20 protein-coding genes are annotated in these 23,163 nt (G+C 70.9%); 14 read left to right on the plus strand and 6 right to left on the minus strand.

From position 1 onward, the window contains the following. Window positions 1-80: 80 nt before the first annotated feature. From ADK57_RS28360 to ADK57_RS28375, 4 genes are read left to right on the plus strand one after another with little or no spacing between them, the layout of a single operon-like run. Entirely contained in the window at window positions 81-2,477 is a 2,397-nt protein-coding gene (locus tag ADK57_RS28360; RefSeq protein WP_053752443.1) for a nitrate- and nitrite sensing domain-containing protein, read from the plus strand. Between the two features lie 11 nt (window positions 2,478-2,488). Next, complete coding sequence (locus ADK57_RS28365) at window positions 2,489-2,920, plus strand: roadblock/LC7 domain-containing protein (RefSeq protein ID WP_053752444.1); 432 nt, start codon at window positions 2,489-2,491, stop codon at window positions 2,918-2,920. A gap of 1 nt (window position 2,921) precedes the next feature. Then, a complete protein-coding gene (locus ADK57_RS28370) occupies window positions 2,922-3,284 on the plus strand; it encodes a DUF742 domain-containing protein (RefSeq protein ID WP_053752445.1) in 363 nt (120 codons plus the stop codon). Then, complete coding sequence (locus ADK57_RS28375) at window positions 3,271-3,921, plus strand: GTP-binding protein (protein ID WP_053752446.1); 651 nt, start codon at window positions 3,271-3,273, stop codon at window positions 3,919-3,921. The genes ADK57_RS28370 and ADK57_RS28375 overlap by 14 nt, the downstream gene beginning before the upstream one ends. Here the strand turns inward: ADK57_RS28375 and ADK57_RS28380 are convergent. After that, complete coding sequence (locus ADK57_RS28380; protein WP_053752447.1) at window positions 3,902-5,410, minus strand: M81 family metallopeptidase; 1,509 nt, start codon at window positions 5,408-5,410, stop codon at window positions 3,902-3,904. The genes ADK57_RS28375 and ADK57_RS28380 overlap by 20 nt on opposite strands. Window positions 5,411-5,456: 46 nt before the next feature. Beyond that, a complete protein-coding gene (locus tag ADK57_RS28385; protein ID WP_053752448.1) occupies window positions 5,457-6,692 on the minus strand; it encodes an ROK family transcriptional regulator in 1,236 nt (411 codons plus the stop codon). A gap of 175 nt (window positions 6,693-6,867) precedes the next feature. Between ADK57_RS28385 and ADK57_RS28390 the strand changes: the two genes are divergently transcribed. The 6 genes from ADK57_RS28390 (at window position 6,868) to ADK57_RS28415 (ending at window position 14,545) form a co-directional block, all read left to right on the plus strand. Next, the gene (locus ADK57_RS28390) at window positions 6,868-8,625 is read left to right on the plus strand and encodes a peptide ABC transporter substrate-binding protein (protein WP_053752449.1); all 1,758 of its coding nucleotides are present in this window, start codon (window positions 6,868-6,870) and stop codon (window positions 8,623-8,625) included. Then, window positions 8,626-9,585 carry an ABC transporter permease gene (locus tag ADK57_RS28395; protein WP_053752450.1) on the plus strand — a complete coding sequence of 320 codons (960 nt, stop codon included), beginning with the start codon at window positions 8,626-8,628 and terminating at the stop codon, window positions 9,583-9,585. It begins immediately after the preceding gene. Window positions 9,586-9,629: 44 nt separating this feature from the next. Beyond that, the gene (locus tag ADK57_RS28400) at window positions 9,630-10,502 is read left to right on the plus strand and encodes an ABC transporter permease (RefSeq protein ID WP_053752509.1); all 873 of its coding nucleotides are present in this window, start codon (window positions 9,630-9,632) and stop codon (window positions 10,500-10,502) included. Then, window positions 10,499-12,136: a dipeptide ABC transporter ATP-binding protein gene (locus ADK57_RS28405; protein WP_053752451.1), complete on the plus strand. Its 1,638-nt coding sequence runs from the start codon at window positions 10,499-10,501 to the stop codon at window positions 12,134-12,136. The genes ADK57_RS28400 and ADK57_RS28405 overlap by 4 nt, the downstream gene beginning before the upstream one ends. Before the next feature lie 5 nt (window positions 12,137-12,141). Then, a complete protein-coding gene (locus ADK57_RS28410; protein ID WP_053752510.1) occupies window positions 12,142-13,059 on the plus strand; it encodes an ROK family protein in 918 nt (305 codons plus the stop codon). Between the two features lie 106 nt (window positions 13,060-13,165). Continuing rightward, a complete protein-coding gene (locus tag ADK57_RS28415) occupies window positions 13,166-14,545 on the plus strand; it encodes a glycoside hydrolase family 43 protein (protein WP_053752452.1) in 1,380 nt (459 codons plus the stop codon). Between the two features lie 100 nt (window positions 14,546-14,645). Here ADK57_RS28415 and ADK57_RS28420 read toward each other — a convergent pair whose 3' ends face one another. Continuing rightward, entirely contained in the window at window positions 14,646-15,602 is a 957-nt protein-coding gene (locus ADK57_RS28420) for an ABC transporter substrate-binding protein (protein WP_053752453.1), read from the minus strand. A 381-nt stretch (window positions 15,603-15,983) separates the two neighbouring features. Between ADK57_RS28420 and ADK57_RS28425 the strand changes: the two genes are divergently transcribed. The 4 genes from ADK57_RS28425 to ADK57_RS28440 are packed head-to-tail and all read left to right on the plus strand — an operon-like array spanning window position 15,984 to window position 20,489. Then, entirely contained in the window at window positions 15,984-18,944 is a 2,961-nt protein-coding gene (locus tag ADK57_RS28425; protein ID WP_053752454.1) for a HAMP domain-containing histidine kinase, read from the plus strand. Then, window positions 18,941-19,417 carry a roadblock/LC7 domain-containing protein gene (locus ADK57_RS28430; RefSeq protein WP_053752455.1) on the plus strand — a complete coding sequence of 159 codons (477 nt, stop codon included), beginning with the start codon at window positions 18,941-18,943 and terminating at the stop codon, window positions 19,415-19,417. Before ADK57_RS28425 ends, ADK57_RS28430 begins: the two co-directional genes overlap by 4 nt. A 36-nt stretch (window positions 19,418-19,453) precedes the next feature. Beyond that, on the plus strand, window positions 19,454-19,900 hold the full coding sequence (locus tag ADK57_RS28435) for a DUF742 domain-containing protein (protein ID WP_053752456.1): 447 nt from the start codon (window positions 19,454-19,456) through the stop codon (window positions 19,898-19,900). Next, complete coding sequence (locus ADK57_RS28440) at window positions 19,887-20,489, plus strand: GTP-binding protein (RefSeq protein WP_053752457.1); 603 nt, start codon at window positions 19,887-19,889, stop codon at window positions 20,487-20,489. Before ADK57_RS28435 ends, ADK57_RS28440 begins: the two co-directional genes overlap by 14 nt. Window positions 20,490-20,540: 51 nt before the next feature. Here ADK57_RS28440 and ADK57_RS28445 read toward each other — a convergent pair whose 3' ends face one another. From ADK57_RS28445 to ADK57_RS28455, 3 genes are read right to left on the minus strand one after another with little or no spacing between them, the layout of a single operon-like run. Then, window positions 20,541-21,209, minus strand: a complete 669-nt coding sequence (locus ADK57_RS28445; protein ID WP_053752458.1) for an ABC transporter permease — start codon at window positions 21,207-21,209, stop codon at window positions 20,541-20,543. Further along, window positions 21,206-21,913 (minus strand): ABC transporter permease, encoded by a 708-nt coding sequence (locus tag ADK57_RS28450; protein WP_053752459.1) that lies wholly within the window; start codon window positions 21,911-21,913, stop codon window positions 21,206-21,208. Before ADK57_RS28450 ends, ADK57_RS28445 begins: the two co-directional genes overlap by 4 nt. Beyond that, window positions 21,910-23,067: an ABC transporter ATP-binding protein gene (locus tag ADK57_RS28455; RefSeq protein ID WP_053752460.1), complete on the minus strand. Its 1,158-nt coding sequence runs from the start codon at window positions 23,065-23,067 to the stop codon at window positions 21,910-21,912. The genes ADK57_RS28450 and ADK57_RS28455 overlap by 4 nt, the downstream gene beginning before the upstream one ends. Window positions 23,068-23,163: the final 96 nt, after the last annotated feature.

Raw genomic sequence — 23,163 nt, forward strand, 5'->3', positions numbered from 1 at the left:
CCCCTCCCCTCGCCTCCCCTCCCCCTCGTCTCCCGCTCCCTCCCGCTCCCCGTTCCCCGCTCGATCGCCCAAGGACGGCCATGTCTCGACGGACAGGTACCCGGCGGCGCCGCCGCCTCGGTTCCATACGTCTCTCCCTCATCCTCCTGGCGCTGGTCCCGAGCGTCACCCTCGCCGCCGTGTGGGGTCTGACGACGACGCAGATGTTCTCGGAGGGCCTCCGGCTGCGCTCGCAGACGGAGCTGAGCATGTCCACCGGCGCCATGGGCACCGACGCCACGCTCGCGCTGCAGCAGGAACGCGGCCTGTCGGCCGCCTGGCTGGCCTCGCAGCCCGGCTCCCGGGCCGCGCTGGACCAGGCACGCAAGGAGACCGACGCGGCGGTCGCGAAGCTCGTCGGCCATTCGGACCAGGTCCAGCGGGCCCCCGCCCGTATCGCGGACCGGCTGTACTCGGTCGTCGGGTCGGTGGGCAGTCTGGAGTACTACCGGAGCCAGATCGACGACCCCGGCGACATCACCGCCAAGCAGGCGCTGGGCCAGTACACCTCGATCATCGACGACCAGATCCACGCCTTCCAGGAGCTCTCCCAGGTCGACGACGGCGACCTCACCTCGCAGGCCGGTCCGCTGGTCGCGCTGGAGCACGCGGCGGAGCTGGTCTCCCAGGAGGACGCGCTGCTCACGCTGGCCTGGCCGGCCGGGTACGTCGACGAGAAGGCGTGGACCGAGTTCGGCCGGCTGGTGAGCACCCGCCGCTGGATCGTCCAGGACCAGATCATCCCCTCGCTGCGCGGCCCCGCGAAGACACAGACCGAGCGGATCCTGCAGAGCGCGGAGTGGCAGACCCTGCAGACCATCGAGGACCAGGTGCTCGCGGCCCGGCCGACCGGCGACGCCCGCCGGGTCACGCTGCCGGACGACGTGCAGAAGCAGTGGACCGCCGCACTGCAGAAGGTCTCCGACCGGTACGGCACCCTGATCCGGCAGCAGACGTCCGGACTGCTCACCCGCAGCGCCGACAAGGCCGACGACCTGCTGTTGACGGCGGCCTCCCTGAGCACGGGCGGACTGGTCGCCCTGCTGCTGTGCGCCGGCATGTCCTGGCGGATCACCCGCTCCCTGTCCCGGCGGCTGCGCGGCCTCAGGCAGGCCACGCTCGGCCTGGCCGAGGAACGGCTGCCCGACGTGGTCCGCCGGCTGGACAAGGGCGAGACCGTCGACGTGGACCTGGCGGCGCCCCCGCTGGACTACGGCTCGGACGAACTCGGCCAGGTGGCCCAGGCGTTCAACACCGCACAGCGCACCGCGGTGGTGACCGCCGTCGAACTCGCCGACACCCGCCGCGGCTTCCAGAAGGTGATCCTGGGCATCGCCCGGCAGAGCCAGAACCTGGTCAACCTCCAGCTCAGCCAGCTGGACGCACTGGAACGCGAGCACCAGGACCCCGACGTCCTCAAGGGCCTGTACGAACTGGACTCCACGGCCAGCCAGTTGCGCCGCTACGAGGAGAACCTCGTCATCATCAGCGGCGAGCAGCCGCGGCGCAGCTGGACCGAGCCGGTCGCGCTGATCGACATCCTGCGAAGCGCGGTCGGCGAGGTCGCCGAGTACCGGCGGGTGGAGGTGCACACCGACGAGGACGTGTGCCTCGCCCCGCCCGCGGTGGCGGACGTGATCCATCTGCTGGCCGAGCTCATCGACAACGCCACCGTGTACTCCCCCACGCCCAGCCCCGTCGGAGTGCGGGCGGCGATGGTGGCCAAGGGTCTGGCCGTCGAGGTGGAGGACCGGGGCCTGGGCATGTCCGAGGACGACTACGCCTCTCTCAACGCCCAGTTGGCCGGGCCGTCGAAGTTCGACGTGGTGGCGCTGGCGGACGACCTGAGGCTCGGCATGTTCGTGATCTCCCGGCTCGCCAACCGGCACGGCATCGCCGTGACGCTGCGCTCCTCGCCGTACGGCGGCACCACGGCGATCGTGCTGATCCCGCACGACATCGTGGTGCGGGAGGGGGCCGACGCGGACACGGACTGCTCGGCGGACGCAAAGGACGTGGCGGAGACCGAGCTCGTGAAGGCCGGGCCGCCCGCCCGCACGGCCCGGCCCGTTCCCGCCGCACGCACCGCCCCCGCTCTCACCCCCCGGTCCGACGGCCTCGCCCCGCTGCCCCGCCGGGTGCCGCAGACCAGCCTGGTCGACGAACTCCGCGAGGACTCCGCGCCCGCCGTCGAGGACGACCTCGACGACTTCACCGCGGAACGTGCCGCCTGCTCGCTCGCCGGGTTCCAACGCGGTACGTTCCGGGCGCGGGACGAGGACGAGCGTGAGGGCGAGGCCAGGGGCGAGCAGGCGCCGTGCGACGAGCAGGCGCCGGACGACGAGCAGGCGCCATACGGCGAAGACGCACCGGCCGCGCCGAAGGCCCCCTCCCCGGAACCGGCAGGCACCCCGACTTCCGACACCGACCGCTCATGAAGGACACCGCCATGACACGCCCCACCCCCGCCACGGACACCCAGCTGGACCAGTTGCTCACCGGACTCGTGGACCGGGTCGCCGACGTGAACCACGCCGTGGTGCTCTCCGAGGACGGACTGGTCGTCAGCAGGTCCACCGGGTTCGTGCGCGACGACGCGGAACGGCTGGCGGCGACCGCGTCCGGGCTGATGAGCCTCAGCAAGGGGGTCAGCATGGACTTCCGGGGCGGCCCCGTGCGCCAGGCACTCATCGAGATGGCCCACAGCTACCTGATACTCACCTCGGCCGGACCCGGTGCCCACCTCGTCGTGCTGACCGGACCGAACGCGGACGTCGGTGTGGTGGCGTACCAGATGAACATGCTGGTGAAGAAGATCGGCGAGCACCTCAGCGCGGCGCCGCGGGCGCATGTGGGCCCAACGACCCCCACCGGCGAGTGAGGTGAGCGGAAGCGACGCGGCGGGGCGGCTGGTACGGCCCTTCGCTCTGACCGGCGGACGGACCCGGCCCAGCCGCGCCGACTTCACCCTCATCACGACGGTGACCGCGGTGGACCCGCCGCCGGAGCAGGCCCCACGGCCGCAGGCCGAGCAGGCGCGGATCCTGCGCCGGTGCGAGCGGCCGCTCGCGGTGGCGGAGCTGGCCGCGCTGCTGGACCTCCCGGTGAGCGTGGTCGTCATCATGCTCTGCGATCTGCTGGAGGCCGGCCTGATCACCGCCCATCCCCCGCACCCCGTCTCCCGGACCCCGGAACTGGACCTGGACCTGCTGCAGAAAGTGAGGGACGGCCTTGGCCGGCTCTGATCCCGCCGCCCGGGCGGCGCCCGAGGCGACCGACGCATCCGTCGCGCCCGTCACACCCGTCGCGCCCGACACCGTCAAGATCCTGATCGCCGGAGGGTTCGGCGTCGGCAAGACCACGATGGTCGGTTCGGTCAGCGAGATCGTTCCGCTGCGCACCGAGGAACCGCTGACCGTGGCGGGCCTGGGCGTCGACGACCTCGCCGGCATCGAGAAGAAGGCGGCCACGACGGTCGCCCTGGACTTCGGCCGGATCACCATCAACGACCGGCTGGTGCTGTATCTCTTCGGCACCCCGGGGCAGCAGCGGTTCTGGTTCATGTGGAACGACCTGGCCGTCGGTGCGCTGGGCGCCGTCGTGCTGTTCGACGTGCGCAGACCGGAGTCGAGCTTCGCCGCCGTCGACTTCTTCGAGCGGCGGGGCATCCCGTTCGTCGTCGGTGTCAACGGCTTCCATGGGCAGCACCCGTATCCGGCCGAGGAGATCAGGGAGTCCCTGGCGCTGCCGGAGCACGTCCCGGTGCTGTTGTGCGACGCGCGCGAGCGCGAGTCGAGCCGGGACGTGCTGATCGCCCTGCTGGACCGGCTGATCGCCGAGGCGGGCGGGGGCGGGGCTCAGCTCACTCGTCCGGGCCGGTGAGCTCCTTGTTCGAGGGCGCGATCAGCCGGGCCGTGAGGTCCGGGTCGGGCATGTCCTGGTCGAAGGGGAACAGCGGCCGGCGGATGCGGCGGTGGCCGAGGCGGGTCAGCTCCTGGTCGACGCCGCCCGGGGTGAGCGCCATCTTCCAGTCGGCGGCCATGGCGAACAGCTCGGGCTCCAGATAGCCGATCTTCACGATGACGACATCGGCCGCACGCGGGTCCAACTCCAGTTCGGTGAAGTCGTGTTCGTGGTGATACGGCTTGCGCAGCCGGGTCAGGACCACATGGACGCTGCCCACCCGCAGCACGACCTCGGCCTCCGCGTCCCGGTCGCCGTGCCGGACCGCGTGCACCACGCCGGTCAGGGTGAGCGGGCCGGCGTGGCGGTCGTCGACCTCCGCGCCCGCGGTGACCGTGACTCTCGCGCCGACGCCGGCCGCCACCGCCGTGTCGACGGCGCCGGGGCCGGGGAGTGAGGCGTAGATGACCGTGGGGCCGGACGGGTCCTTGAACTCCGTTCGTTCCAGGACCTGTTGGAGGCCCCAGGTGACGTCCCCGGCCCCGCCGGCGGTCGGGTTGTCGCCGGTGTCGCTGATGAAGTAGGGGCGGGCGGTGGAGGCGAGCGCGGCGTCGAGGCACTCCTCCAGCGTGGCCGTCGGTGCGACGAAGTCGAAGTCGTGGCGGGCCTTCCAGAAGCCGGCCGCCAGCTGCTCCGCACCGGCGGTGACGGCGTCCGGCGAGGGCCCCGTGACGACCACCGCGGCCCGGTTGCGCGGCTCGTCCGCCCACGCGTAGCCGACCCAGATCGCCGCGTCCGTCACGCCGTCCGCCGCCGCCACCTCGTCCACGGCCGCGTACACGCTCTTCGCGGGTTCGATGCGGGTCGAGGTCTGCTCGCCGGCCAGCAGCACCGGCACCGGGATCCAGGCCTTGACCGGGCGGGGTGCGCCGCTCGCCAGCAGGTCCACGAGATTGCGGGCCGCGCGCTCCTTCGTCGCCATGGCGTCCTCGTGCGGGGCCGTGCGATAGCAGGTGATCAGGTCGCTCTGGTGGACGAGCTCGCGGGAGACGTTGCCGTGCAGGTCCATCGAGGTGGACACGAGGACGTTCGGGCCGACCACTTCCCGTATGCGGTACAGGAGTTGGGCCTCGGCGTCGTCCAGGCCCTCCACCGTCATCGCGCCGTGGATGTCGTACCAGAGGCCGTCGATCGGACCCGACTCGCTCAGTCTGTTGAGGAGTTCGGCCGCCAGTTCGGCGTACGCGCCTCCCGTCACCGGGCCGCCGGGGAGGGCCTTGCCGACCAGTGCGCCGCGCCAGTGCGCGGCGCTGCGCAGGGGCTGCCCGGGGGCCAGGAAGGGGTAGCGCGTCAGCACGTCCGCGCCGCGCTGCGGGTGGAAGGCGGGGGCCCCGGTGCGCGCCGGGGAGAAGGTCGAGGACTCGATGCCGAGTCCGGCGACGGCGATGACGGGACGGGGTTCCGGCATGGGTGCTCCAGACGTCGGCGAAAGGTCAAGGGTGGCTGACCGGGGCTCAGGTGTGGTTGCCGGCAGATGAGGGGTGGTTGCCGGGAGGTGAAAGGTGCGCTCCGGTGACCGCCTCCAGCGCGTGCGTCAGCGCCCGCTGCAAAGCGAACTGGCCCGCGCCGACCAGACCGGCGTCGGCGCCGAGGCTGGCCCGCTCGATGACCAGGTGCTCGGTGACGAGGGGATGGCAGCCCTCGTAGAGCTGGCTGCGGACGGCGGCGACGAACGGCTCCAGCGTGGAGAGGATGCCGCCGAGGTACACCGCGTCGGGGTTGAAGAAGTTGACGTTCGCGGCGAGCACCTGCCCGAGGTAGCGGCCGGCCTGGCGGACCGCGCGGGTCGCCTCCGGGTCGGCGTCGCGGGCGAGCCGTACGACGTCCTCGGTGGACGTCACGTCGAGGCCGCGTTCGCGCAGGATGCGGACGAGGGCGGCACCGGAGGCGACGGTCTCCAGACAGCCGGTGTTGCCGCAGGAGCAGGGCGTGTCGTGGGCGGCCTCGACGCGGACGTGGGTGATCTCGCCGGCGGCCCCGGAGCCGCCCCGGTAGAGGCGGCCGTCGGCGATGACGCCCGCGCCGATCGCGGTGCCGGACTTCACCATGACCGACTGGCGGCGCTCGGCGGGCTGGACGGTGTGCTCGCCTACGGCCATGCAGTTGGCGTCGTTCTCGACGGCCGCCCGTACCCCGAAGCGGTCCTCCAGCCAGTCCCGGACGGGGTAGCGGTTCCAGCCGGGCATCCGGGAAGGCAGGGTGACCACGCCGGAGTCGACGTCGACCGGGCCCGGCAGGGAGAGGCCGACGCCCCGCAGCAGGTGACGCCCGTGCCGGTCGGCGAGTTCTTCGAGGGTGCCGGCCAGTCCGGGGAGCGCCGCCTCGGGGCCGTCGGCCGTCGGGAACGGCACGGTGGAGACGTCGGTGAGACCGCCGCCGGGGTGGACGACGCCCACGTGGGCGTGCCTGCCGCCGAGTTCGGCCGCCACCGCGTATCCGTCGCTGCCGCCGAGCCGCAGCACCTTGCGCGGGCGTCCGCCGGTCGAGGACAGCGTGCCCTCCTCGGCGACCAGCCCGTGGGACATCAACCGGCCCACCGCGAACGACACCGTCGAGGGCGCGGCGCCGAGCAGTGCGGCGAGTTCGGTACGCGTGGTCGCCTGCCCGGAGGCGAGGAGTTCGAGGACGCGCTCGGTCAGCGAGGAGACGCCCACTCCGCCTCTCCGACGCGACGCACTTTTTTCGGTCATGGACGAAGTTACTCCCGTCATCGGCGGCCGGGGCCCCGAGCGTAGGCCGTCGAAACCCCCTCCCGTGTTTTTCCAGAACAGCAGAAACAGGCTTTTTACGGCGGCATGCCTGTTTCTTCCAACACAGGGGTCGTTCACTGGCTGCACCCCGCTTCTGTTCCCCCTGAGGAGAGCCATGTCCCCTGCTCGCACGAGGCTCGTCGCCGGTGCCGCCGCCCTTCTGGCAGGCACGTCGCTGCTCGCGGGCTGCTCCGGGGCGAGCGGCTCGTCGTCGGCGTCGCACGACTCGATCGACTACGCGCTGCCCGCGAACTTCACGCCGAACTGGATCCTGCCGATCGGCACGGCGGCCCACCTGAACACCAACAACATCTCCATCGCGAACACGCTGTGGGAGCCGCTCGTCGCGTACGACGGCTCGACCGGCAAGATCGCCTGGAACAAGGCGGGTTCGGTCGCCACGGCAGCCGACTTCGCCTCCGACGGCAAGAGCGTCCGCATCACCCTCGGCGACCGGCACTGGAGCGACGGGAAGCCGATCACCTCCCGTGACGTGCAGTTCTGGTTCGACCTCATCAAGGCGAACAAGGCGCAATGGGCGGGGTACAACCCCGGCAAGGCCCCGGACAACTGGACGTCCTTCAAGGCCGAGGACGACCGTCACTTCACGATCACCTTCGACAAGTCCTACAACCCCCAGTGGATGCTGGCGAACGAGCTGAGCCAGATCACGCCGCTGCCGCAGCATGTCTGGGACAAGGGCGGCGACGCCGAGCAGGTGTGGACGTACCTCAACAACGCCGCGAAGAACATCGCCGGTTACCAGACCAACGCCCTGTGGAAGGCCATCAGCGGCCCCTACGCGGTCAAGTCCTTCTCGACCGCCGGCAAGGTGGTGCTCACCGCCAACACGAAGTACGACGGCGGCGAGAAGCCGGCCGTCCCGACCGTGAACCTGCTGCCGTTCACCACGGCGGACGCCGAGAAGAACGCGCTGCGCTCGGGCGGCGTCGACTATGGCTACATCGAGGCGACCGACCTCGACCAGAAGGACAGCTTCACCGCGCAGGGCTACTCGGTGAAGCCATGGTCGGGCTGGGCGATCACCTATATGCCCTACAACTTCAACAACCCCGCGATGGGCGCCGTGTTCAAGCAGCTGTACGCGCGGCAGGCGGTCCAGCGTTCGATCGACCAGGGCACTGTGGCGAAGGTCGTGTTCAACAGCACGGCGGTGCCCGGCTACGGGCCGATCCCGCAGGGGCAGGCGTCGGACTTCGTGTCGTCCGTGCAGAAGAGCAACCCGTACCCGTTCTCGACATCGGCGGCGCAGAAGCTGCTGACCGACCACGGTTGGACCGAGCAGGGCGGGGTCATGACCTGCACGAGCCCCGGCAGTGGCGCGTCCCGGTGCGGTGAAGGCGTCGCCAAGGGCACGAAGTTCGAGATGCAGGTGCTGTCGCAGTCCGGGTCGACCGTGACGGACAACATGATGAGCGCGATCCAGTCCTCGCTCGCGAAGACCGGCATCAAGTTCTCCATCAAGACCGCGCCCGTGAACTCGGTGCTGTCGCAGACCCCGCCGTGCACCTCCGGCCAGTCGGTCTGCAAGTGGCAACTGTCCTTCTTCGGTACGGCGGGCAGCTGGTACTTCAACGCCTTCCCGACCGGCGACTCACTGTTCCAGTCCAAGGGCGGCTCCAACTTCGGCAACTACTCCAACCCCGAGGTCGACAAGCTCATCTCCGCCTCCACGACGTCGAGTTCGAACCAGGCGATCCAGGACTACAGCGCGGCCCTCGCGAAGGACCTGCCGGTGATCTGGCTGCCGGAGCCCGTCTACCAGATCTCGGTCGTCAAGAACGGTCTCGGCGGCTTCTCCCAGGACTCCCTCGCCAACTTCCACCCGGCGCAGTGGAAGTGGACCAGCTGAGTGGACACACTCCTCTACCTCACCCGGCGGGTCCTCCAGGCCCTGGCCGTGATCCTGATCGTCACGATCGTGGTCTTCTGTCTGCTGCACGCACTGCCCGGGGGTCCCGCGCGCGGGATCCTCGGCCCGCAGGCGACGGCCGAGCAGATCACCGCGTTCAACCACGAACAGGGCCTGGACCGTCCGCTGCCCGTCCAGTACGTCTACTATCTGAACACCCTGCTGCACGGCGATCTCGGCACGTCGTACACGCTCAACGAGGCGGTCTCCCGGCTCATCGGGCAACGTCTGCCGAAAACGCTGGTGCTGACCGTGCTGTCCGCGCTCGTCGGACTGCTGGCGGCGGTCCCGCTCGGCATGTGGCAGGCCGTGCGCCGCAACAAGCCGGCCGACTACGTCATCACCACGCTGAGCTTCGTGGCGTACTCGACGCCCGTGTACTTCCTGGGCCTGATCCTGGTCATGCTCTTCACCCAGACCCTGCGCTGGTTCCCCTCGCAGGCTCCCCAAGGGGACACTCTGGCCCAGGTGTTCGCGGACCCGGCGGCGCTGGTGCTGCCGGTCGTCACGGGAGCCGCGTCCATGGTGGCCGTGTTCAGCCGGTACATGCGGGCCGCGACCCTGGAGAACCTCTCCGAGGACTACGTCCGCACCGCGCGGGCCGGCGGCGCACGGCAGGCGGCGATCCTGTGGCGGCACGTGTTCCGCAACTCGCTGACCCCCGTGATCGCGATGCTCGGCTACTACGTGCCGGTGCTCTTCGGCGGTGCTCTCGTCGTCGAGCAGCTCTTCAACTACCCGGGGATGGGGCTGCTGTTCTGGTCCGCCGCACAGTCCTCCGACTATCCGGTGCTGCTCGGCTGCGTCCTGGTCATCTCCGTCGCGACGGTCGTGGGCACGTTGCTCGCGGACGTGGTGCAGCGGGTTGTCGATCCGCGTGTGAAGGAGGGCCGGGCGTGACTACTGCGCAAGAAGGTCGTGTTCGAAGTGCGGGCCGGTGGGGGCTGGGCGCGCCCCGCGGCGGAGCCGGAAATCGACACCGTCCCTCGCCCCTGGTTGCGCGCTTCGCGCGCAATAAGTCGGCAGTCGCCGGAGTTCTGATCGTGGCCCTCTCTCTGCTGTTCTGTTTCGTCGGACCACTCCTGTACTCCACCGACCAGACCCACACCGAACTCACCCAGGTCAACCTTCCGCCCGGCGGGGCCCATTGGCTCGGCACCGACGCCGTGGGGCACGACGAGCTCGGGCGGCTGATGTACGGCGGGAGGGTCTCGCTCCTCGTCGGGCTGGCCGCCGGGCTGCTCGCTACCGTCATCGGTACGCTGTGGGGCGCGGTCGCGGGGTACGCGGGCGGCTGGGTGGACGCGGTGATGATGCGGGTGGTGGACGCCGGGATCGCGATCCCCGCGCTGTTCGTCCTGCTGGTGGTCTCCGCGATCACCTCGCCGGGCCCGCTCGGGCTGATCGTCATCCTCGGCCTGGTGTCGTGGCTGGTGCCGTCCCGGCTGGTCCGGGCGGAGACGCTCACGCTCAAGAACCGCGACTACGTGCTGACGCTGCGTGCGACCGGCGGCACCCACGGCCGGGCGATCGTCCGGCACGTCCTGCCGAACTCGGTGTCGACGATCGTGGTCGCGGCCACCTTCCAGGTCGCCGACGCGATCCTGCTCGTCGCGTACGTGTCGTATCTCGGGCTGGGCGTACAGCCGCCGTCGACGGACTGGGGCGGCATGCTGTCGGCCGGTCTGACGGCCGCGTACTCCGGGCGCTGGTGGCTGATCGTTCCGCCGGGCCTCGCGATCATCCTCGTCGTGTGCGCGTTCAACGCGATCGGCGACGGGCTGCGCGACGCCTTCGACGTGAGGGGACGCGGATGAACATCCTGGAGATGGAGAACCTCGGGGTCACGTTCACCACGGACACGGGTGACGTGCCCGCCGTACGGGACGTGTCCCTGTACGTCCGGCCCGGCGAGACGCTGGCGCTGGTCGGCGAGTCCGGGTCCGGCAAGTCGACGGTCGCGCTGGCCACGATGGGGCTGCTGCCGGGCAACGCGCGGGCGTCGGGTCGGGTGACGGTCGACGGTACGGACGTGGTGGCGGCCGGCGAGGCGGAGCTGGCCCGGTTGCGCGGCCGTACCGCGTCGATGGTGTTCCAGGAGCCGGCCACCGCGCTGGATCCGCTCACCCGGATCGGCCGGCAGACAGCGGAGGTCGTACGGAATCACCGTCCCGTCTCGCGCGCGCAGGCCGCCCGGGAGGCGGTCGAGCTCCTGCGCAGGGTCGGCATTCCCGAGCCGGAGCGGCGGGCGTCCGCGTTCCCGTTCCAGCTGTCGGGCGGGCAACGGCAGCGGGTCGTCATCGCCATGGCGATAGCGAACTCCCCCGGGCTGCTCATCGCGGACGAGCCGACGACCGCTCTCGACGTCACCGTGCAGGCCGACATCCTGGACCTGCTGCGGAAGTCGGCGGTCGACTCGGGCACCGGTGTCCTGCTGGTCACGCACAACATGGGCGTGGTCGCCGACTTCGCCGACCGGGTGGCCGTGATGCTGCGCGGGGAGGTCGTGGAGACGGGGCCGGTGGAGGAGGTGCTGCTGCGGCCGGCGCACGAGTACACGCAGCGGCTGCTGGCGGCCGTGCCGCGGCTCAGGCTCAGCGGTGAAGGGCCGCCGCCGAGGGCCGTCGAGGATGCTCCGGTGGTCCAACTCCGTGACGTCTGCGTGCAGTTCGGACGGGGCCGCCGAGCCGTACGGGCCCTCGACGGCGTGTCGCTCGCGGTCCACCCCGGTGAGACGGTCGGGCTGGTGGGCGAGTCCGGGTCCGGCAAGTCGACGGCGGCGCGGGTGGCGCTGGGTCTGGTTCCGCCGGACGACGGCTCGGTGTCCCTCTTCGGCACCGACCTGAGCCGGGCAGGAGGGCGGGCGCGCCGGGCCCTGCTGGCCGGTGTCGGTGTGGTGCTCCAGGATCCGGTGGCCTCGCTGGACGCGCGGATGAGCGTCGCGGAGTGTGTCGCCGAGCCGCTGCGGATGCACCGGCGCGGCATGTCGGCGGCCGAACGGCGGGAGCGGGTCGCGGAGGTGCTCGAACTCGTCCGGCTGCCACGGGAGTTGATGCGGCGAGGTCCGCGTGAGCTGTCCGGCGGTCAGCGGCAGCGGGTGAGTCTCGCGCGGGCGCTGGTGCTGCGGCCGCGGCTGCTGGTGGCGGACGAGCCGACCAGCGCGCTCGACGTGAGTGTGCAGCGGACGGTCCTGGAGGTGATCGCCGACCTGCAGCGGGAGCTGGGGTTCGCCTGCCTGTTCGTGTCGCACGACCTGGCCGTGGTGCAGGAGTTCGCGCAGCGGGTCGTCGTCATGCGGGCCGGGCACGTCGAGGAGCAGGGGCCGACCATGGGCACGCTGCTGCGTCCGGAGACGGAGTACACACGTCGGCTCATCGCCGCCGTACCCGTGCCGGATCCGGTGGTGCAACGGCGTCGGCGTACGGCAGACCGGACGGGGGCCGACGCGTGACGTGCATGATCGCGGGTGTCGACATCGGCGGCACGACGACCCAGGTCGCCCTGTGCGGCGAGGACTTGAACGTCGTCGACCGTCTGGAGGTGCCCACCCCGGCGGAGGAGGGCGGGGCCGCGATGGTCGGGGCCGCGCTGGACGGCGTACGCCTGCTGCTCGGCCGTACGCCCGGAAGGCTGCTCGGCGTCGGGGTCGGCGCGGCGGGGGTCGTGGACGCGCGGGCCGGGCGGATCCTCGTGGCGAGCGACTCGTTCCGAGGCTGGGCCGGGTTCGGTGTGACGGCGGCCGTCGAGGAGGCCCTGGGGGTGCCCGCGTTCCTGGACAACGACGTCAACGCCTTCCTGCGCGGTGAGGCGGCGGCCGGTGCGGTCGCGGGCGAACCGCACGTACTCGCGATGACGCTCGGCACCGGGGTGGGCGGGGCCCTGTGGCTGGACGGGGCGCTGTACGACGGCCCGCACGGGGCGGCCGGCGAGATCGGGCACGTCCCCGGCTTCGGAGACCTGCCGTGCACGTGCGGCGGCCGGGGACACCTGGAGACCCTGGCGTCCGGCCGCTCGATCGCCGCGCGGTACGGCGAGCTCACCGGCCGGCCGGTCACCGCCCGCGCGGTCGCCGAGGCGGCCGTCCAGGGCGACCCGGACGCGCTCGCCGTGTACGAGGGCGCGGGTGCCGCCGTGGCCCGGGCGATCCTGGTCACCGCGGGCCTCCTGGACGTCACGACCTTCGTGATCGGCGGGGGCGTCACCGGGGCGTGGGCCCTGGTCGAACCGGTGATCGGGCGGACGCTCGCCGCCGAACCTCCGGTCGGCGGTCACCCGGTGCGGGTGCTGCCCGCGCTGCTCGGCGGGGACGCGGTGGCGATCGGGGCGGCGGCGCGGGCGATGGCGGAAATCCGCCAAGCCCGACCGTGTGATTGACGTGCACTCACCGCGACCCTACCTTCTGATCGATTCACCGAACCCTGTTCGTAATTCCGAACGAGATTCGGTCACTCCAGCAACCCGCACCCCCCCTGGAGACCTCATGCCCCACCCCTCCCGCAGACTGATCCTCGGCCTGGCCGCGACCGCCCCGCTCGCCGCCACCGGTGCTCTGACCCTCGGCGCGGGCACCGCCCACGCCGCCGACTCGGCATACGTCATGGCCTACTTCACCGAGTCCACGACCATGCTCGAGGCCAACTACGGCCTCCATCTGGCCGTCAGCACCGACGGCCTGCGCTGGATGCCGCTGAACCAGAACAACCCGGTGGTCACCCCGACCCTCGGCGCCGGCGGTCTGCGCGATCCCTTCATCCTGCGCAAACAGGACGGCACCTTCGTCGTCATGGCGACGGACCTCAAGGGCACCGACTGGACCCGCACCAGCGTGAACATCCACGTCTGGGACTCGGCCGACCTGCGCACCTTCACCGGCTACCGGCTGCTGAAACTGCACGACATGACCACCACGCACAGCTGGGCGCCGGAGGCCTACTGGGACGCCGGGCGCGGCCAGTACGGCATCCTCTACTCGTCGGTGAACAGCAGCGGCCACAACGTGATCATGGTCAGCTACACGACCGACTTCAAGACGACGACGAACCCCCAGGTCTTCTTCGACCCCGGCTACGACGTCATCGACGGCAACCTCACCGTCGGCGTGAACGGCGTCAACTACCTGTACTTCAAGAAGGACCAGACGCTCGTCGGGGCCCGGTCGACCTCCCTGAACCCGGGCAGCTTCACCCCCTTCAGCACCCCGGTCGCGCACGGCGGCACGGAGGCACCGACGGTGGTGAAGTCCCTGACGTCGAGCACCTACTACCTCTGGGGCGACACCTACACGCCGAACGGCGTCTTCTACGCCTGGCAGTCCACCAACCTCGCGGCCGGCACCTGGACCGCCCTGGACCAGCGCCTCTACACCCAGCCGCTCAACTCCAAGCACTGCGGCATCCAGCCGATCACCTCCGCCCAGTACGACAACCTCGTCGCGAAGTGGGGCGCCCCGGCCTGGAACCGGCTCAAGTCCTACAACTACCCGGCCCGTTACGTGCGGCACAGCAGCTACGTCGGCCGGATCGACGAGTACCCCTTCGACCCGTACACCGACTCCCAGTGGAAGCTCGTGCCGGGCCTCGCCGACTCGTCCGGCGTGTCCTTCCAGTCGGTCAGCCACCCGACCCGCTACCTGCGGCACTACAGCTACAACCTGCGGCTGGACGTGAACGACGGCACGTCGTCGTTCGCCGCGGACGCGACCTTCTACCGGACCGCGGGGCTCGCCGACGCCTCCTGGTCGTCCTTCCGCTCGTACAACAACCCCACCCGGTACATCCGGCACTCGAACTTCGTCCTGCGGATCGACCCGATCTCGACGAGCACCGAGCAGCAGGACGCCACGTTCTCCGTAGGTTACTGAGCGGGCCCCGGCGCCGGCGGAGATCTACAACTCCGTCGGCGCCGTGGGCAGTTCGCGCGCGGACGTCACCTCGCCCCGCAGCGGACGACCGTGGGTGGCGTCAGTCGAGGCCGACCGACTTCAGCCAGGCCTGGGCGACGTCGAGCGGGTCCTTGTTCTCCAGCTGCACCTGGGAGTCCATGTCGAGGAGCGCCTTGGTGTCCAGCTTGGCCGAGACCTCGTTCAGGGCGGCCACACCCTCCTGGGAGAGACCGGACTTGTAGACCAGCGGGGTCACGTTCGCGAAGCCGAAGAGGTTCTTCGGGTCCTGGAGGACGACGAACTTCTCCTTGGTGATGGTCGGGTCCGTGGTGAAGATGTCCGCGGCCTGCACGGTGTTCTTCGTCAGCGCCGCCTGGGTCAGCGGGCCGCCCGCGTCGAGCGCCTTGAACGACTTGAACTCCAGTCCGTACGCGGACTTCAGGCCGAGCAGGCCCTGCTGCCGGGTCTGGAACTCCGGCGAACCGCCGATGACCAGATCCGGAGCGATGCCCTTGAGGTCCTCGAGGGTGGACTGGGCCGTCAGGTTGTACTTCTTCGCGGTCGCCGCGTTGATGCTGACGGAGTCCTTGTCCTCGGCGGGCGCCGAGTCCAGCAGCGTCAGCTTCGAGTCGAGCTTGGCCTTCGCGGCCGCGTTCACCGCCTCGGCCGTCTTCTGCTCCGCCTTCGGGTCCAGATAGGCGAGCAGCGAGCCGTTGTACTCCGGCAGGACCGTGATGGAGCCGTTCTTCAGCAGGCCGTAAGTGGTCTCACGGCTGCCGATGTTGGGCTTGTAGGTGACCTTGACACCCTTGGCCTTCAAGGCCTCGCCGTAGATGTCGGCGAGCAGGATGCTCTCGGCGAAGTTGTTGGAGCCGACGACGACGGTGCCGCCGTCCGCCTTGTCCCCGGAGAGCGGGTCGGACGTGTCGTCAGAGGAGGAACATCCCGCGAGCAGGGCCGTGGCGGCGGCGAGGGCGACGGCGGCCACGCCGGGATGTGTCCTGAAGGGCCTGCTGTGTGCGGTTGTTGAAGTCACGATTCCCGTTCCGGACTCTGGGGGTTGCTCGGCGATGGTTGCTCGGAAACTCTTCCGCTGATCCAATCCAGCCGGTTCTTGGTCAGTCAAGTGCAGCCCTGTTACCAATTGGCTTCAATGCATCGCCCATTGTGAAGGGGAAATGAACGGGCCCGCACGGAACCCGCCTAAGCGGAGCGGGTCGTAATGGATTCTTGACTCAGGGTGCACGAAGCGGTGTCCGAAGAGGCTGTAGTCTCGCGGAAGTTGGCGCCGGTCACAGTGGCGTGCGGGAGCCGCACGAGTGTTGTCCCGCCCCGGTACGGGGGCGTTTCCAAACGACTTTGGTGCCCTTGGCGCACCGATCCACGAGCGATCACAATCGGTCACGAAGGAGGCCTGGTGTCCACGAACGAGCCCCGGGGTGGCGTTCGGGGATTCGCCGACCGCTGGCCGTTCCGCCGCAAACTCAACGTCCTTGTCGGCGTGCCGCTGGCCGTACTCGCCACGCTGCTCGCCTACCTCATCGCCGACCAGGTGTCCCAGGCACAAAACGCGAACTCCGCGGCCGAGCTGGTCCGGGACAGCACGCAGGTCGCCGAGCTGGTGGACCGGGTGGAGACCGAGCACCAGCAGGCCATCCTGCTGTCCGTGCGCTACGAGTCCTCCGACAGCGGTGCCATGCCCGTCCCCTCCGCCTATCGCAAGGCGCAGGCCGAGGTGGACACGCAGGTCGAGAAGGTGCGCGAGACCTTCGGGGACCGGCTGCCGGACACCGAGGCGCAGGCCCTGAAGGAGATCAACGGTCTCGGCAGCCTGCGCGACACCGTCGAGCAGGGCTATCTGCCCGCCGACAACATCGACCCCGCCTACACCAACGCCACCAAAGGACTGATCGACGGCCTCGGCCTCGACCGCAACGCGGCCCTCGCGGCGACCTTCACCGGCAACCTGCTGGACTCCCTGCTGCGCGCCGACGCCGCGCACAGCTCCTTCGAGACGGCCGTGTTCTCCGCGCGCACCGGGGACAGCAACGCCCTCATCGAGTTCATCGGCGCGGTCGGCGCCTACGAGCTGTACACCCACCAGGCCGAGCGCTTCGCCCGGTTCGCCACCGAGGCGCAGGCGGACGAGCTGGGCGGCATCGAGCACAACAGCTCCCAGGCGGCCATCGGCCAGCACTACGCCGAGCTCCAGATCGACCCCAGCAACCTCCAGGCCGACACGCCCCGGAAGATCCGCCGGGCGTTCGCCGAGGCCCTCGACTCCTATCCCGACTACCGGGCGCAGGCCGAGACCCGGCTGAAGATCACCACGTCCCTCATCGACCAGATCGCCGACCGCGCCGACGCCGCCTCCAGCGAGGCCGCCTGGCGCGCGGTCCTGCTGCTGGGCCTCGCGCTGTTCCTCTTCGCCGTGTGGATCGCCTTCGCGGTGCTGGTGCGCCGCTCGGTCGTACGTCCCGTGCAGGCACTCACCGGTGCCGCCCGCGAGGTCGCCGACGTCGCCGGCCGGGAACTCGCCCGCGTCGCCGACGAGGACACCGAGGACGACGGGCCGATCCGGCTGCGCGAGATCCCGGTCACGGCGAAGGACGAGATCGGCGACCTCGCCGACGCCTTCAACCACGTACAGACCACCGCGTCCGCGCTGCTGGAACGCCAGGTGCTCAGTCGCCGCAACGTCGCCGAGATGTTCGGCAACGTCGGTCGCCGCGTCAGCAACCTGACCACCCGGCAGCTGGCGCTGATCGACGCGGTCGAGCGGGGCGAGACCGACCCCGCACTCCTGGAGCGGCTGTACTCCATCGACCACATCGCGGTCCGTCTGCGCCGCAACGCCGACAGCCTGATGCTGCTGGCCGGCATCCGGGAGACCGTCCTCGACTCCGGGCCGCTCGCGCTGACCAATGTCGTACGGGCCGCGCTCGGCCAGATCGAGGGCTTCCAGCGGGTGCAGCTCCACGCCGGGACCGAGGTGATGGTCGAGCCCGACATCATCGGCGACCTCACGCTGATGGTGGCCGAACTCGTGGAGAACGCCGTGTCGTTCTCACCGACCGGCAGTCCCGTCGAGGTGACCGTCCGCAAGGGCGCCGAGGGCGCGCTGGTCGTCGTCGCCGACCACGGCCTCGGCATGAGCGCCGAGCGGCTCGCCGAGGAGAACGCCCGCCTGATCCGCCGCGAACGCCTCGACCTCGTCCCCACGAAGGTGCTCGGCCTGTTCGTGGTGGGCACGCTGGCGCGCCGCTGGGAGGTGAGCGTGACCCTGTCCCGTACGCCCGGCGGCGGCGTGACCGCCGAGGTGACCATTCCGTCGTCCCTGCTGCTGACGATGAGCCCGGTGGCGGTCGCCGCGGGCGCCTCCGGCGGTTCGGCGGCGAACTCCCGGCCGACGCCGGCCGCGGGATCCGCTTCGGGGTTGGAGGCGGCGGCTGGTTCGGGTGCGGGTTCGGGGTCGGGGTCGGGGTCGGGCTCGGCCTCAGCTTCGGGTTCGGGCTCGGCTTCTGGCTCGGCCTCTGGTTCGGGTTTGGGTCCGGGGCGGGAGGCGGAGTCGGGTTCGGAGTCGGCCTCGGGTCCCGGTCAGAGTTCGGCTGCGGGGTCGGGGCGGGCCGCCGAGGCCGGTCGCGCGGGTTCCGTCGACACGGGGGCGGGCGCCGAGTCCACGGCGGACGAGCCCGTACGCGCCACCCGCGCCGCCTCCCCGCACAGCACCGCCCGGGCCGACGACGAGCCCGCCCCGCTCCCCCGCAGGGTGCCCCGGCGCGACACCGCCCCGACGGACACCTCGGCGATCTCCGGCACGAACGGCAAGACGGCCGCCACCGGCCCGAATGACGCTCCGGCCACCACCGGCGCCAACGGCGAGTCAGCCACCTCCGGACCGGACAACACGCCAACCGCCACCGGCCCGAACGACCTGCCGGCCACCAGCGATTCAGCCGCCCCCGGCGGCGAGTCGGCCGACGGCTTCCAGTCCGCCGACGTCCCCTTCATCCCCAGGGCCCGCACCGGCGAGCCCGCACCGTCCGCTCAGGGCCGCGCCGACGGGGCGTCCCCGGCCGCCTCTGCCTCCGGTGGGGCGCCCGGCGACGGCCCCGGCGCCCGCCCCCTGCGCCGTCGCGTCCGTGGTGCGACCCTCCGTACGACCTTCGGAACCGACCCCGACCAGCAGGCCGCCCGCCGGGCCGCGCCGTGCGCCGCCGACGCGGACGCGGTCCGTGCCGCGCTCGACGAGTTCGAGGCGGCCGTGGAGCGCGCCCACCGCGACAGCGGAAACGACACCGCCACCACCCCCGATCCCGTGACCGCACCCAACCCCCCGCAACGCCAGAACCACTCCCCGGAAGGAGCGGAGCAGTGAGCACGTCGACAGGCGACACTCCCACGGGAGGCACCACGCCGGCCGAACTGCAGGCCGCCGCAGCCGACTTCACGTGGCTGTTGAATCGTTTCGCGACCGAGACGGCGGGCGTCGTGGACGCCATCGCCGTCTCCTCCGACGGCCTGCTCATCGCCGTGTCCGAGCTGCGCGAGCACGCCGACTCCGAGCGCCTCGCGGCGATCGTCTCCGGCATCACCAGCCTGGCCGCCGGTGCCTCCGGCAACTACGGCCTGGGCGGCCTCAACAAGGTCATCATCGACCTGGAGGGCGGCCACGTGCTGGTCTCCGCGGTCGGCAGCGGCGCCGTCCTCGGCGTCGTCACCGACAAGGAGGCCAAGCTAGGCAACATCGCCTACGAGATGACACTGTTCGCCAACCGTGCGGGCAGCGCACTCAGTCCCCAGCTGGTGCTCGAACTGAAGAACAGCGTCGGCGCCGCGTCGAAGCGCTGACCGGGCGCCCGCCCGGCCGAGGAGGAAGAACGACCCATGGCGGACGGCCGCACTCCCAGCAGTGCCGGCGAGGACGGCAGTACGCCCCCGGGCCCCGACCCGGTCGGCCCCGTCCCCGCCGTACGGCCGTTCCTGGTCACCGCCGGCCGGGTGGCACCCAGCGCCAACGGCCGGACGATGCCCGTCGAGACCCAGGTGGTGGCCACCGCCGAGGGGATCGCCGGGCTCGACCGGCTCTCCTTCGAACAGCACGACATCGTCGCCGCCTGCCGCCGGCCGCAGTCCATCGCGGAGATCGCGGCCCGGCTGCGGCTGCACCTGAACGTGGTCCGGATCCTCTCCGAGGACCTGCGTGCGGCGGGGCAGTTGACGGTACACGTGCCCGACTCCGGCGTCACCCACGACGCATCAGTCCTGCGAAGGGTTATCGATGGCCTCAGGGCCATCCCCGACTCCCGAGGGGTTCTCCGTGACACCGACTGAACCGGCCACCCGCCCCGGGGCCGCGCAGGCCCCGGCCGTACGACCACCGCTGCCGGTCAAAATGGTGATCGCGGGCGGATTCGGGGTGGGCAAGACCACCGCCGTCGGGTCGATCTCCGAGATCGAGCCGCTGACCACCGAGGCCGCGATCACCGAGGTGGCGGCGGGCGTGGACGACCTCAGCCACACCCCGCGCAAGACCACCACCACGGTCGCGATGGACTTCGGCTGCATCACCATCGACCCGACCCTGAAGCTGTACCTGTTCGGCACGCCCGGCCAGGAGCGGTTCGGGTTCATGTGGGACGACCTCGTCGAGGGCGCGGTCGGCGGGCTCGTCATCGTGGACACCCGGCGCCTCGACGACTGCTACGCGGCCGTCGACTACTTCGAGCACAAGCAGATCCCGTTCGCGGTGGCCGTCAACGCCTTCGACGGGCACGTCGAGCACACGATGGATGAGGTCCGCTGGGCGCTCGACGTCAACGACCGGGTCCCGGTCGTGGTGTTCGACGCCCGCGAGCGCGGCTCGGTGCGCGACGCCCTGCTCGTCGTACTGGAGCAGGCGCTGGCGCGCAGCGAGGGCTGAGCTGCGAGAGGGCCCGGGGAGACGGCACATCTCCCCGGGCCCTTTCGTGTGTCAGCCGCTCCGGCGCACCCCCGCGGACACCGCGAACCGCGTGACCGCCCAGAACAACGCGAGCGTCACCAGCGCCAGCCCGGCGACCAGCGTGGCGCCGCCCACGACCTTCTCGTAGTTGCGCTGGTAGAGGCCGTCGACGATGTACCGGCCGAGGCCGCCGAGCGAGACGTACGCGGCGATGGTGGCCGTGGAGACGATCTGGATGGCCGCGGAGCGCAGGCCGCTGAGGATCAGCGGGAGCGCCGCCGGCAGTTCGACCTGGAACAGCACCTGGGCCTCGCTCATGCCCATGCCCCGCGCGGCGTCCACCGGCGACGGGTCGACGGAGCGCATCGCCTCGTAGGTGGTGACCAGGATCGGCGGGACGGCGAGGACGACCAGCGGGATCATCACGTTCACCAGGCCGAACCCGAGCATCAGGGTCATCAGCACCAGCAGGCCGAAGGTGGGCAGGGCCCGCCCGGCGGTGGCGATCAGGGAGAGGGCGTTCCCGCCGCGCCCGAAGTGACCGGTGACCAGGCCGACCGGCAGCCCGATCGCGGCGGCGAGGGCGAGCGCCTCCAAGGTGTACTGGATGTGTTCGCCCACCCGCGTGGGGATGCCGTCGTAGCCGGTCCAGTGGGCGCCGTCGCTGAAGAAGGCGTTGATGAAGTTGAGCAGGTTCACCGGGCTGCGTCCTCCAGGGCGAGGGCGGCCGGGTCGGGCCGGTCGGCCTTCGGTTTCGTGTGCGCCCGGCGCGGCATCCACGGCGTCAGCAGGAGGCGCAGGACCACCAGCAGGCCGTCGGCGAGGATCGCCAGGGCGGCCATGGTGAGCACGGCGTTCACGGCGAGTTCGGGCCGGTTGTAGATGTTGGCGTCGTTGAGCAGGTTGCCGAGGGCGCCCTGGTTGCCGATGAGGGTGCCGACGCTGACGAGGCTGATGCTCGACACGGTCGCTACCCGCAGCCCCGCGATGATGGCGGGCACCGCGATCGGCAACTGGACCTGGACGTAACGGCGTACGGGCCCGAAGCCCATGGCGGTCGCGGCGGCGAGGGTCTCCTGCGGGACCGAGCGGACGCCGTCGACGATCGACGGGACCAGGACGACGAGGCTGTAGACGGTGAGCGGGATCATCACCGTGAGCTCGGTCTGGCCGGTGTAGTCGATGAGGAGCACGAAGAAGGCCAGCGACGGGATGGCGTACAGCACGGTCGTGATCCACAGCACCGGTGGGTACAGCCAGCGGAAACGCACGCACAGCTGGGCGAGCGGCAGGGAGATCACCAGCCCGGCCAGCACCGGCAGCAGGGCCTCGCGCAGGTGCAGGCCGACGAGGCCGAGCCAGCTGTGCTGGAGGTCGCTGGGGATGTCGAAGAAGCCGCTCATTCGGCGACCCGGGCGACCTGTGCGGCCTTCGCGGCCTTGCCGTCCGTGCGGCCTTCCGCGTGGGCGCCGCGGATCGCCTCGCCGATGGTCTGCTGGGAGACCACCCCGGCCGCGCGGCCCTCGCCGTCCACGGCGACCGCCCAGCCGGTGGGTGAGAGCACCGCGCAGTCGAGCGCGGCCCGCAGCGAGTCCGTTCCGGCGACGAACGGCCGCCCGTACGGCAGGAGTTCGTCCGCCTTGATGTCCCCGGCGGTCAGGCCCCGTGGCTCGCTCCAGCCGAGGGGCCTGCCGTCCAGGTCGGTGACGAGGAGGTAGGGGGCGTCGGCCGCGCGGCGGGCGGCGATCTGCTCGGCGGTGGAGTCGATCGCGACGATCGGCGTGGTCAGCAGGGCGAGTTCCGTGGAGGAGAAGAAGGACAGCCTGCGGATGCCGCGGTCCGCGCCGAGGAAGTCCTCGACGAAGGCGTCGGCGGGGCTGGACAGCAGCTCGGCGGGCGGCGCGAACTGGGCGAGTTTGCCGCCGGTGCGCATCACGGCGACCATCGTGCCGAGCTTGACCGCCTCGTCGATGTCGTGCGTGACGAAGACGATGGTCTTGCCCAACTCCTCCTGGATGCGCAGGAGTTCGTCCTGCAGACCCTTGCGGACCACGGGGTCGACGGCGGAGAACGGCTCGTCCATGAGCAGCACCGGCGGGTCCGCGGCGAGCGCCCGGGCCACGCCGACGCGCTGCTGCTGTCCGCCGGAGAGCTGGTAGGGGTACCGCTTGGCGAGCGCGCCGTCGAGGCCGACCCGTTCCATCAACTCACGTGCCCGCGCACGGGCCTTGTCCTTGCCCCAGCCGAGCATGCGGGGCACGGTGGCGATGTTGTCGATGATCGTGCGGTGCTGGAAGAGCCCGGCGTTCTGGATGACGTATCCCATGGACCGGCGCAGCGTGTTGACGGGTTGCTGCCGGATGTCCTTGCCGTCGAGGAGGATGGTGCCCTCGCTGAGCTCGACCATCCGGTTGATCATGCGCAGGGTCGTCGTCTTCCCACAGCCCGAGGGTCCGACGAGGACGGTGATCGAGCGGTCGGGTATCTCCAACGAGAGCCGGTCGACCGCCACCGTGCCGTCCGGGTACCGCTTGGTGACTGAATCTATCCGTATCAAAACGCCGAATGCCCCTCGGGTTTGGCAGAATCTGCCCGTTTTCGGTCACGGTTGTGCAGGCCGTTGCGGGGAGAGTCTAGACCTCGTGTGTTGCGT

The sequence above is a fragment of the Streptomyces sp. MMG1533 genome, from assembly GCF_001279775.1.
Classification (GTDB): domain Bacteria; phylum Actinomycetota; class Actinomycetes; order Streptomycetales; family Streptomycetaceae; genus Streptomyces.

Coding starts and splice junctions, on each gene's coding strand:
- ADK57_RS28435 (WP_053752456.1), top strand. CDS start 19,454: ATGGCGGACGGCCGCACTCCCAGCAGTGCCGGCGAGGACGGCAGTACG.
- ADK57_RS28410 (WP_053752510.1), top strand. CDS start 12,142: ATGATCGCGGGTGTCGACATCGGCGGCACGACGACCCAGGTCGCCCTG.
- ADK57_RS28365 (WP_053752444.1), top strand. CDS start 2,489: ATGACACGCCCCACCCCCGCCACGGACACCCAGCTGGACCAGTTGCTC.
- ADK57_RS28385 (WP_053752448.1), bottom strand. CDS start 6,692: ATGACCGAAAAAAGTGCGTCGCGTCGGAGAGGCGGAGTGGGCGTCTCC.
- ADK57_RS28390 (WP_053752449.1), top strand. CDS start 6,868: ATGTCCCCTGCTCGCACGAGGCTCGTCGCCGGTGCCGCCGCCCTTCTG.
- ADK57_RS28450 (WP_053752459.1), bottom strand. CDS start 21,913: ATGAGCGGCTTCTTCGACATCCCCAGCGACCTCCAGCACAGCTGGCTC.
- ADK57_RS28380 (WP_053752447.1), bottom strand. CDS start 5,410: ATGCCGGAACCCCGTCCCGTCATCGCCGTCGCCGGACTCGGCATCGAG.
- ADK57_RS28415 (WP_053752452.1), top strand. CDS start 13,166: ATGCCCCACCCCTCCCGCAGACTGATCCTCGGCCTGGCCGCGACCGCC.
- ADK57_RS28405 (WP_053752451.1), top strand. CDS start 10,499: ATGAACATCCTGGAGATGGAGAACCTCGGGGTCACGTTCACCACGGAC.
- ADK57_RS28360 (WP_053752443.1), top strand. CDS start 81: ATGTCTCGACGGACAGGTACCCGGCGGCGCCGCCGCCTCGGTTCCATA.